At 35.3% G+C, this 11827-nt stretch carries 10 protein-coding genes; all 10 read left to right on the top strand.

Going from position 1 to position 11827, the window contains the following annotated elements; translation table 11 throughout:
- Positions 1–374 precede the first annotated feature (374 nt).
- The 10 genes from CLOCL_RS09905 to CLOCL_RS09855 all read left to right on the top strand — a co-directional run bounded on the left by CLOCL_RS09905 (position 375) and on the right by CLOCL_RS09855 (position 11609).
- Entirely contained in the window at positions 375–728 is a 354-nt protein-coding gene (locus tag CLOCL_RS09905) for a response regulator (RefSeq protein ID WP_014255210.1), read from the top strand.
- Between the two features lie 66 nt (positions 729–794).
- Positions 795–2939, top strand: coding sequence for a chemotaxis protein CheA (locus CLOCL_RS09900; RefSeq protein WP_014255209.1), 2145 nt, complete (start codon positions 795–797; stop codon positions 2937–2939).
- 111 nt (positions 2940–3050) lie between these two features.
- Positions 3051–3548 (top strand): chemotaxis protein CheW, encoded by a 498-nt coding sequence (locus CLOCL_RS09895; RefSeq protein ID WP_014255208.1) that lies wholly within the window; start codon positions 3051–3053, stop codon positions 3546–3548.
- A 107-nt stretch (positions 3549–3655) separates the two neighbouring features.
- On the top strand, positions 3656–4474 hold the full coding sequence (locus CLOCL_RS09890; protein WP_027621582.1) for a CheR family methyltransferase: 819 nt from the start codon (positions 3656–3658) through the stop codon (positions 4472–4474).
- Between the two features lie 5 nt (positions 4475–4479).
- Positions 4480–5520: a protein-glutamate methylesterase/protein-glutamine glutaminase gene (locus CLOCL_RS09885; protein WP_014255206.1), complete on the top strand. Its 1041-nt coding sequence runs from the start codon at positions 4480–4482 to the stop codon at positions 5518–5520.
- A 22-nt stretch (positions 5521–5542) separates the two neighbouring features.
- Positions 5543–8611 carry a PAS domain-containing hybrid sensor histidine kinase/response regulator gene (locus tag CLOCL_RS21075; protein ID WP_014255205.1) on the top strand — a complete coding sequence of 1023 codons (3069 nt, stop codon included), beginning with the start codon at positions 5543–5545 and terminating at the stop codon, positions 8609–8611.
- A 1-nt stretch (position 8612) separates the two neighbouring features.
- Positions 8613–9008 (top strand): response regulator, encoded by a 396-nt coding sequence (locus CLOCL_RS09875; protein WP_014255204.1) that lies wholly within the window; start codon positions 8613–8615, stop codon positions 9006–9008.
- A 372-nt stretch (positions 9009–9380) separates the two neighbouring features.
- A complete protein-coding gene (locus CLOCL_RS09870) occupies positions 9381–9767 on the top strand; it encodes a BlaI/MecI/CopY family transcriptional regulator (RefSeq protein ID WP_014255203.1) in 387 nt (128 codons plus the stop codon).
- Positions 9768–10295: 528 nt separating this feature from the next.
- Positions 10296–10850 (top strand): M56 family metallopeptidase, encoded by a 555-nt coding sequence (locus CLOCL_RS09860; RefSeq protein ID WP_081467034.1) that lies wholly within the window; start codon positions 10296–10298, stop codon positions 10848–10850.
- Positions 10851–10982: 132 nt separating this feature from the next.
- Positions 10983–11609 carry a hypothetical protein gene (locus CLOCL_RS09855; RefSeq protein WP_014255202.1) on the top strand — a complete coding sequence of 209 codons (627 nt, stop codon included), beginning with the start codon at positions 10983–10985 and terminating at the stop codon, positions 11607–11609.
- Positions 11610–11827 lie beyond the last annotated feature (218 nt).

Below are 11827 nucleotides of genomic sequence, written 5' to 3'. Positions count from 1 at the left end.
TAAGTTTTGTATAGTATGCCAAATATTTGATTATAAAGTCAAATTTAGCAATTTCATAGAGCTAACTGTTAATAGTTCTCAACCGATTCTTACAGCACCGGATCCATTAATTTATTGCTTTTATCTCTTTGAACATAACCCAAAGTATTATTAATTTTTCTGTTTTGTCCGGGAAAATCAACATAAATGCCTCTGTAAAATTTTATATATGGCTGTTAATACATCCGGTATTTTTTTAAATGAAGCATTTTTAGTGTTATTGAGCTATTATAATCTTCCAGCAAAATTTTATATTTAGTTATTAGCGATTTTTTCCGATAAATAATTGAAAATAAATTAATTTTTAAAATATTTATCAATGGAGTGTGAACGACATGAAGAGAGTACTTGTAGCCGATGATGCAACATTTATGAGAACATCGCTGAGAATGATGCTGGAGAGAAACGGCTTTGAAGTTGCCGGTGAAGCAGAAAACGGTTTGGTTGCTGTGAACAAGTATAAAGAAATAAACCCTGATATTGTAACTATGGATATAACAATGCCTGTTTGTGACGGAATCAAAGCTGTAAAAATGATAAAAGAATATGATCCCAATGCAAAGATTATAATGATCTCTTCTATGGGCCAGGAATGTTTTGTTAAAGAAGCTATATTATCCGGTGCTAAGGGATTTATTGTAAAGCCTTTTAAGGAAGAGTATGTAATTGAGACCTTATCAAAGCTATAGTGGTATTTGATCCAGCTGAATACGGCAATATTCTGCATTTCAAAAAACTAATCGAGGTGATATGGTTTGACCGACAATATGGAACGCGAACCTATGCTGGAATTGTTTATATTTGAAACATATCAATTGATCGATCAACTTGAACAAGCACTCTTGAACTTTGAAAAGGGAAATGAACTGGAAGACTCCATTAATGAGATTTTTAGAATTATGCATACTATTAAAGGTTCTGCAGCAATGATGTTATATGACAATATTTCAACGTTAGCTCATTCAATGGAGGATCTGTTTTTTTATTTGAGAGAGGAAAAACCCGAGAATGTTGAACATTCCAAAATAATTGATATTGTATTTGAAGGAATAGATTTTATAAAAGCTGAAACCGCAAAAATCGAAAACGGGCTTGAGCCTGACGGAAGTTCGGAGGAATTGAAAGCAAAAGCGAGAAATTATCTTGAACAATTAAAAGAGTCAAATCCCTCTGCTAATGATTCAAAACATGAATCAAAAAAAGGCACTCAGGAAAATTCAGACCAAAAATATTATATAAGGTCGGATAAAAACGGTCAAATACTTACTACAAACAAATATGAAGCGGTTATTTTCTTTGAAGACGGCTGTGAAATGGAAAATATGAGAGCTTTTTCTGTAATACATGATTTAGAAAGTATTGCAGAAATAGTAAGTTACACACCGCAGGACGTTCTGGAGAACAATGAAAGTTCGCTGGTAATTAGAAACGAAGGTTTTAAAGTGGTTTTTAAAACCGATTTGGGGCTTGAAGAGGTTAAAAAAAGACTTTCCCAGACAGTTTTATTAAAGGACTTACAGGTTTATTTGACCGATGATGCCCTTGAAGGTTTTGAAATTAACGATAATGAAAAAAACAGTTTGGGCACCGATGAGGATAAATCGACTGTCAGCAGTGAAGAAAAGAGAATTGAACTTGATGATAATGTTGATCAGGCATCAAAAGAAAATAGCAAGAAAATAGAAGACGGCAAAACTTCGGAAGAAAATGCCAGGGAGAATGGAAAAGAACAGTCGAAAAATGCCGGAAAACAAAGTGTTATAAGTGTAAATATAGCAAAATTGGACAGACTTATGGATTTGGTAGGGGAACTGGTTATAGCCGAAGCAATGGTTACTCAAAATCCTGACCTTAAAGGTCTTGTTTTAAATAACTTTAACAAGGCAGCAAGACAGCTTAATAAAATAACCAGTGAGCTTCAGGATATTGTGATGTCCATACGTATGGTTCCTTTGGCAATGACCTTTCAGAAAATGAACAGAATTGTCAGGGATATGTGTAAAAAACTGGATAAATCGGTTAAGCTTGAGATAATAGGGGAAGATACAGAAGTTGACAAAAACATAATTGAACGTATCTCAGATCCTTTAATACATTTAATAAGAAATTCAATTGACCACGGTATAGAGAAAGCTGATGAAAGGGTGGCAAACGGCAAGCCTCCAACCGGAAAACTGGTCTTAGAAGCCAAAAATGCCGGTGGAGATGTATGGATAATAGTAAAGGATGACGGAAGAGGTTTAAATAAAGAGAAAATATTGGAGAGAGCAAAGGCAAACGGTCTTTTATTCAAGCCGGAGTCTGAACTGACAGATCGTGAGATATATTCATTCATTTTCCTTCCGGGTTTTTCTACAAAGGAAAGTGTCACGGAATTTTCAGGCCGTGGAGTGGGAATGGATATAGTAACCAAAAATATTGAAATGGTCGGCGGTTCGGTTCATGTAGACAGTACACCCGGTGAGGGAACAACCTTTACAATAAGATTCCCGCTTACTTTGGCAATTATAGATGGAATGATTATAGCAGTGGGCGGTAACAAATATACCATTCCTACTGTGGCAATTTTGGAATCTTTCAGGATTAAGAATGAAGCAATAATACAAGATGAAGTGGGAAACGAAATGATAATGGTAAGAGGCGAATGTTATCCTGTTGTAAGGCTATATAAGCGTTTTGGAGTTGATACCGGGATTACAGATTTGACTGAAGGCATTATGATTATGGTTGAAGGGGAAAATAAACGTATGTGTATTTTTGCCGATGCTCTTTTAGGTCAGCAGCAGGTTGTTGTGAAAGCATTGCCTAAGTACATCAAGAGAGTTAACGGTGTAGCCGGTTGTACACTTTTAGGCGACGGAGATATAAGTCTTATTTTAAATGTTGATGAGATTATTTAATCCACAAATCCTATATAAATACCATCGCAGAATCTATAAAGTATTTTTTTCGGCATATTGACAGCAAAGTTTAGAGATTTCGTCTTAAATAAAATATTTGGAGGGATTGAAATGGCTGAAACAATAGCAGTTGAGCAGGAATTTGTTGAGGATACTCAGAAAGGAAGATACTTGACCTTTGTAATAGGTAAGGAAGTATACGGTATTGAAATAAAATACGTTACCGAAATAATAAACATGCAAAAAATAACTGAAGTTCCTGAACTTCCGGATTATGTAAAAGGAATAATAAACTTGCGAGGGAAAATAATTCCTGTCATGGATGTCCGGTTAAGATTCAGGAAGGAAGCAAAAGAGTATAATGACAGAACGTGTATTATAGTTGTGGATATAGAAGACATATCGGTTGGACTTATTGTAGACAGTGTATCGGAAGTTTTAACAATATCGGAAGATAATATTGTACCCCCTCCCGATACTAATACAGGATTTAACAACAGGTATATTAAAGGAATAGGAAAAGTAGGCGAAGATGTTAAGCTTTTATTGGATTGCGGGAAACTTTTAACTGATGAATATTGTGAAAGTTTGGCTAAACTTTCTCTGTAAAGTTGATTGATATTTCATATATTGAGTTTTATAAAAAAATTATGCAGCTTACGGCAAAGGATTTACTGGTTCTGGAACATGACTATTTCGGTTAAATGGTGAATGCTATGCTCTCTATTACAGATAAGGAATTTTATAAACTTGCAGATTTTATTAAAGCAAACTACGGTATAAACTTAAGTGAGAAGAAAAAGGCACTGGTTGTCGGACGGCTTCAGAATTTATTGATTGAAAAAAATTTTAGAAGTTTTTCGCAGTATATCGATTATGTTATGGGAGATAAAACCGGTGATGCTTTAAAAACTCTTGTTGACAAAATTACAACCAATCACACATATTTCATGAGGGAACCGGAACATTTCCATTTCTTTAAAACTACTGTGCTTCCATATTTGAGTGAACATGCAAAGAATACCAGAGATTTGAGAATTTGGAGTGCAGGATGTTCGTCGGGGGAAGAACCCTATACCCTTGCGATGATTATTGCAGACTATTTTGGCAATGAAAAAGTGCTATGGGACACAAAAATATTAGCTACAGACATATCTGTAAAAGTTTTGGAAGAGGCGAAAAAAGGCGTTTATTCCAATGAAAGCCTGCAAAGTTTACCGGCGGATTGGAGAAACAGATATTTTCAAAGAATTAATGATGAAAAAAGTGTAATTGCAGACAGAATAAAAAATGAGGTAATATTTAGAATATTTAATTTGATGAATACGAGTTTGCCCTTCAAGAAAAAGTTTCATGTTATATTTTGCAGGAATGTGATGATATATTTTGATGCAGCTACAAAGAGAGATTTAGTCAACAGGTTTTATGAGCATACTGAACAAGGGGGATATCTTTTTATTGGCCATTCGGAATCTCTGAATCGTGAAGAGACAAAATACAAATACATCATGCCAGCAGTATATAGAAAGGAATAATTGACATGAATCAAAACAAAACAAGTCTCAAGAGAAAGATCAAAGTCTTGATAGTTGATGATTCATTACTGTTTAGGGAAACTCTTGCTAAGGGAATAGCTCAGGATGCAGCCATTGAAGTAGTGGGAACTGCATCGGATCCCTATAATGCAAGGGATAAAATACTGGAGTTTGAACCTGATGTAATGACTCTGGATGTTGAGATGCCCAGAATGAACGGGATAGAATTCTTAAAGCGATTAATGCCTCAGTATCCAATTCCTGTTGTGGTTGTCAGTGCTGTAAGCGATAACGTTTTTAATGCTTTAAATGCAGGTGCTGTAGATTTTGTGACGAAGCCCAATACAAAAAGTCAATTGAGCATGCAGTCCTTTATAAACGAACTTATAATTAAGATTAAAATTGCTTCCACTGCAAAAGTGGGAAGGTGGAAAAATAGAGAAAAAGTAAATAATGAAATTATAGGCAGCAAAGGAATAGAAACCAATAAGATACTGGCTATTGGCGCTTCGACCGGTGGGACGGAAGCTATTTACAGTGTATTAAAAGCAATGCCCAGAGACCTTCCCGGGACAGTAATAGTTCAACACATGCCTCCGGTATTTACAAAAATGTACTCGGAGAGACTTAACAATACATGTGCCATGGAAGTAAAAGAGGCTGAAACGGGAGATAAGGTCTTACCCGGTAGAGTACTTATAGCTCCTGGGGAACATCATATGATAATTAAAAAGGCCGGTAATATTTATGTGGTTGAGTGTTTCAAAGGTGAGAAGGTGAATGGACACTGTCCCTCGGTAGATGTATTGTTTGAATCGGTTGCAAAGGTTGCCGGGAAAAATGCCATAGGTGTGATACTCACCGGTATGGGAGGAGATGGTGCAAAAGGCTTGTTGGCAATGAGGAATAGCGGTGCCCGTACGATTGGGCAGGATGAACAATCCTGTGTCGTATATGGAATGCCCAAAGTAGCTTATGATATTGGTGCTGTTGAAAGGCAAGTTTCTTTGGAAGCTATTCCTAAAACTGTATTTTCAATGCTTTAGAGAAGTAGGATGTGGTGACAATTTGAAAAAAAGGCTGTTGTTCTTATTGGTCGGAAACAATAAAAAACTGATTGAAGATATTGATAAAGCTTTAAAGCAGACAGATTTTGAATTTTATATAGAAAACGTAACTAATGAGGCTGAATTGGAAAAATCTTTTAAGGTTAAAAGTTTTGATATGGTTTTATTTGATATTGATTCGGATATTTCATATCAAGAATTTATTGGTGAAAAAAAAGATTCTGGTGAGCAGGTTCCTTTTGTTGCAATTTTAAGCAGAGATAGTTTTGACCGAGTTTACAGTCTTATGAAAGATGGTTTTGATAATTATTGTTTTAAAGAAGATATTAAGTTTTTAGCATTTGTTGTGTATAAAGAAATTACTTCTGCTGTAAAGAATAAGGGATTGGATAGTTTTGAAAGGGAGCTGGTAAAAGAAATTGAACGTTTGACAGTTACTATAGAAAGTATAGGAGACGGAGTTATAACTACCGATCAATATGGAAACATAATAATGATAAATAAAGCTGCCATTGAAATAACAGGTTGGTCAAGAAATGAAGCTATAGGAAAACCTTTGAATACTGTATTTAACATATTTGATAAAAGAACAGGAAATCCTGCGGAAAGTCCTTTTGAACGGGTAATGAAAGAGAGACTTTCTTTAGGCCTTAAGGAGAATACTGTTCTGATATCAAAAGAAGGAAGAGAATTGTATGTATCGGCAAATACTGCACCTATAGTAGATGCGGAAGATACAGTTATCGGGGCGGTTGTAGTTTTCAGAGATATTACAAGAATTAAAAAGAATGAGGAAGAGCTGAGAAAACTGTCGATGGTTGTGAAACATAGTCCAAGTTTGGTACTGATGGCAGATGCTGATGGAAATGTGGAATATGCAAATCCTAAATTTATAGAAGTATCGGGATATAGTCTGGAAGAGATAAAGGAAAAAGGCTTTTTTGGTTTTGCTGAAAATGAAAATATAAGTCTTGAGGATATGGCAGGAGAAACCGATTGGCATGGTGAATTCAAATTAAGAAAGAAAAATGGGGAAATAACATGGCAATTGGCAGCTGTTTCTGCTATAAGGAACTCGGATGGGATTATCACAAACTGGCTGGGGATTTCGGAAGATATAACCGAAAGGAAGAAGTATGAAGACAAGCTGGCCAATGAACAGAGAAACCTTCAGACTATATTTAATACTGCACCGGTAGGCATGTTGATTGTAGATTCACAAAGGCAAGTTAAAAAGGCAAATTATGCTTTTGCCAATATAATACATAAGACTATGGATAAAATCTGCGGTAAAAAAGTCGGTGAAGTAATTTGCTGTAAAAATTTTAATTCCTGCGGCCAATGCGGTGAAAATGAGGAATGCAGTAAGTGCAAATTCAGACAAGGACTCTATCGCATTATCGATAAAAAGAGCAGAATGTATCGAAAGGAATTCAGTTATTCCATAAGGAATGGTGAAAGAAATGAAGTTTTATGGATATCGATTAATGCAGTACCTGTAATACTTGATGAAGAAGCATGTGCGCTGATTGTTATAGAAGATATAACCTCGAAAAAAAAGGTAGAGGAAGCATTAGAATGGTCGAGGAATTTTTATATTAAGCTGTTTGAAGAATTTCCCGGATTAATTTGGCTGTCGAGAAAAGACGGTGTGCCGAATTATTTCAATAAGACATGGCTAAAGTTTACCGGTCGAAAGATAGAAGATGAATTATACGGAAGATGGATTGAAAATATACATCCCGATGATGTTGAAAGATTTAAAAAAGTCTTCAATAAAGCCCTCTCAGAACAAAAACCTTTTGAAATTCAATTCCGATTAAAAAGAGCCGATGGCGAATACAGGTGGATAGTTAACGATGGAAGGCCTTTTTCAAATTTGGAAGATAATTTTGCAGGTTTTATTGGCGTATGTACTGATGTGACAGAGCAAAGACAGGTGACAGAAAAACTTAGAAAGGCAAAGGAGGCAGCAGAAGCTGCCAGCAGGTCAAAGAGCGAGTTTTTGGCCAATATGAGTCATGAGATAAGAACACCGTTAAACGGAATAATCGGAATGTTAAATTTGACCTTGCAGTCGAATCTGACCGACGATCAGAGAGAGAATTTGGACATTGCAAGTTCGTGTGCCGATCTTCTCTTAAGTGTTATCAATGATATTTTGGATTACTCAAAAATTGAAGCCGGAAAAATGACTATAGATTCAATAGAATTTGATTTTTACCAACTTTTGGACCATACTTTTAAAACTCATATATTAAAGGCCAGAGAGAAAAGTCTTAAATACAGATACCAAATAGGGGAAGGTATACCAAGACTGCTTATCGGTGATCCGAAAAGAATTCAGCAGGTGTTGAACAACTTAATTTCCAATGCCATTAAGTTTACCGATTTCGGAATGGTTAATATTTCGGCAAACATTGTCCAAAAAGAAGGTGAAAAACTTTTAATAAGGTTTGATGTATCGGATACCGGAATAGGTATCAGTGAAGAAGAAATGCAGAGGCTGTTTAAGAGTTTCAGTCAGGTTGACGGTTCCATAACCAGAAAATATGGCGGAACAGGATTAGGACTTGTTATATCCAAGAAACTGGTTGAAATGATGAATGGCGAGATTTATGTTGAAAGTGAGAAAAACAAGGGCAGTGTTTTCTCATTTACAGTGTGGCTTACTGCTAAACAATCCAGTCAAAATGAAGAGCCGCAGAATAAAGATTCTGGTATGAAAAAAATTCAACGCAATTTTAGTACATTGGTTATAGAAGATATAAACACATATTTGGAAAATTATGACTATGATTTGGAGGAATTGTTAAAAGGTGAAATCGAGGACAGTTATACCAAGTATTTAAATAAATTAAACAATGCCATTGGGGCTTGCAATGCGGAATTGACTGAAAAAATTGCAGCTTTAATTAAAGAGGTTGCAAACCGAAAAGAGAACAGTAAAGTAAAAAGTTTGGCATTTAAAATACAGCTAATGGCAAGAAGGAATGATTTTGAAGCAATTAGAACTTACTATGACCTGCTTTGCAAAGAGGTAAAAACAAAAGATCAGAGAGGTGTGTAAAATGAGAGTACTTATTGCAGAAGATGATTTTGCCAGCAGAAAGTTTTTGTACAAGTTTTTATCCAACTATGGTGAATGTGATATGACCATTGATGGAGAAGAAACATTAGAAGCTTTTTCTATGGCCTTTGATGAAGGAATGCCTTATGATCTTATCTGCCTTGATATAATGATGCCAAAGATGGATGGGATTAAGGTATTAAAAAATATTCGTGAAATGGAAGATGAGCGGGGAATTGACGAAAAGGACAGGGTTAAGATAATAATGACCACTGCTTTAAATGATGTAAAAAATGTATTCGATTCCTTTGAAAGCGGATGTCAGGCATATGCCGCCAAGCCCATTGACACTCAAAAGCTTGTGGAGGTAATGAAAAAATTAGGCTTCTCCCTCTAGAACAGGGGACGGTTCTCTGTTCTAAAATTTACAAAGAAACAGCGAATTTTGTGAAAAAGTAATGTATTAATAAATAGTATTACTTATACCGGAACTGGTTTAGCAGTTCGATTTCTTCAATTTTCTCGTTTTGTGAGTAGAAAAGTAATTGATTGCTTTATGCTATTCCAATAATTACGCTGTAAATTTCAAAAACCCTTACAAAACTGTTATGGTTGTTGTAAGGGTTTTATAATGTCGAAAGCTTAAAATATATTTAAACGGTAATTCAAAGCGGTTTCAGAAATTGATAGAATCTGCTGTTGGCTTCTTTCTACACTTGTAGTAATATAAGAATATGAATTACTACAAATGTAGAATGAGGGGAAATCGATGGAAAAATTTAAACGGCTTCCGGACTCGGAGCTCGATATTATGCTTGTTATATGGGAAGCAAAAGAGCCTGTGTCTAGAGCATATATAGAACAGCAAATTAAAAAGAAAAAGAAAATCGCTGCCACTACAGTGCTTACTCTGCTTTCACGTCTTTGTGACAAAGGGTTTGTATCTTGTGAGAAGAAGGGCAATATGAATTTATACACAGCTATAGTAAATGATCAAGACTATAAAAACAGTGAAAGCCGCTCGATAATAAAAAAGCTTTACGGCAATTCACTCAAAACCTTTGTTGCATCTTTCTGCATGGATAATAAAATAAGCGATGATCAGCTCAATGAACTTCAGGCTTTTTTGGACCAGCTTAAGGAGCGACGAAAATAATGGGGCTGTTTCAAAATATATTACTTATATCCGGTACAACTTCGGTTGTTATCATTATATTGTCAGTTTTACATCCTTTGTTGTTTAAAAAATATTCTGCCAAATGGTGCTATTTTATTTGGCTTGCCGTCGCTGTCAGGCTTTTGGTACCTTTTAGCTTGTCCATACGCAATCAATTATTCAGATAACCTTACCCAAAACGGCACTACAACCGATAAAATCAGTAATAGAGGTTCCTGCCCATACATGTGAAGTTGGCAATTCTGAAAAGGCAGCAAATCATAATTCAAATGAGTCGACGTATTTTTATAGTGATTCTGCTAATGTTTCTAATGGCTTCGACACAGGTAGAACTGTACAGGATAACGAAGCAAAAGGACTTTCTCCCATGAGAATAGCATTTGTGGTTTGGCTTGCCGGATGTTTACTCTTCGGTTGCTATTATATAATGGGATACTTGTTGTATAAAAAGTCAATTTCCCGTTGGGGTATTCCTGTAAATAATACATATATTTTAAATAGTTTGTTTTGAAGCATGAACTTATTCACTATAAACACCATGACATTTTATATAAAGCTGTTTTCTTTTTGGCAAGGTCCGTTCACTGGTTTAACCCCTTTGTCCGACTGATGAACTTTTATGCAAATATAGCTCTTGAAAGTTATTGCGATGATTGCGTTGTTAAAAATAAAGATATCTCTTTTAGGGAGAACTACGGCAAAGTAATACTTGCTTCCAAAAAAGGCGGAAAAAGGGCCGGTACGGCTTTTTCTACATATTTCAGCAGTAACTTTAAGACAGTGAAAACCCGTATAGCAAACATATTTGATATGCGTTCCCGCAGAAACGGTGTTCCTGCAGCTGTTATTATGTTGGCTTTGGTAGTGATTTCAAGCAGTTTGGTAGCGTGCAAGCCGGAACAGTTTGATTTAAGCTCTTTAAATCCTACAAATACAAAGAATTCAGTAAATCAGGAAAACACAGCGAGTTCGGATTATACAGACGAAACAGAAGCTGTACCCAATTTGGAAAACAGGAGTGAGTTTTCGTTCAATATCCTGCACATTCTAAATTTTCTTTAGACCTGACCAACCCTTCTGTTACGTTTGGTAATGTTATTACTAATATAAAAAGTGACAGAAATATAGTTGATGCTTTGGAAGGCCAGAAATTAGAGTTAAACTTTTCAAAACTTGATATGACCCAAGCTTCTTTTGATTATCCCCCCCGAGCTGCGTTCGGCTGCCGAAAAAGAAAGGACACAAATAAAGAAAGTTATAAAGGAAAAAGCCATTGATGATTATATAGTTATTGCTTATGAAGACTTCAGCGGCGAGTATTGTCTGGGTTATATCAGAGATGATGTATTATATTGCCTGGATTATTTCAACATCGAGAAGAAACGGTTTTTTAATTCAATTACTTTTTCTCCGTTTGAAAATGTGTTAGGAACAGAAAAAGGATTTGTTGTCGGTTTGAATATGGGTAAATATGTGCAATATACATATTATGGAGTATATAACGGCGTACCCAAAGTTTTGACCTATTGTTTGGATAATGTAAAGGGAATAGACTTGAATAATGACGGAATGAAGGAAATTGTTTATACCAGGGAAGCGACGTTTGCAACTGCGGCAATTCAAGTAATAAGAGGAGGAAGTGTTTATCAGTGCAATGTAAGAGAGGATATTGTTAATAAAATTCACTCCCTTAAAGGAATATCTTTGGATTATTTGAATTGCATTGAGGTTTTATATGACGAAGAAAAAAATGCCTTTAAATTCTCTACAGGGCCTGTAAAAAGAGAAGAAGGGTATATTCAGGGTTATGTTATCTGGTAACAAAATCTTTGAAATGTAAGTAAACAGGTAAAACATTAAAACTAAAACAGGGGACGGTTCTTTGTTTTAAAACAAAGAACCGTCCCCTGTTTTATGTTTTATAAAATAAAATATTATTAATAACTTTATCGGAAAAGCTTTTAAATGGCTTTCTATGACTATTTACGTCATAGAAAGCCATAAAAATTTCTTTTTGTCGACGTAATTTCATTTATCTG

Origin of the sequence: Acetivibrio clariflavus DSM 19732 (assembly GCF_000237085.1) — a bacterium.
Lineage (GTDB): Bacteria > Bacillota > Clostridia > Acetivibrionales > Acetivibrionaceae > Acetivibrio > Acetivibrio clariflavus.
This window is presented reverse-complemented; position numbering and strand designations above follow the sequence as displayed.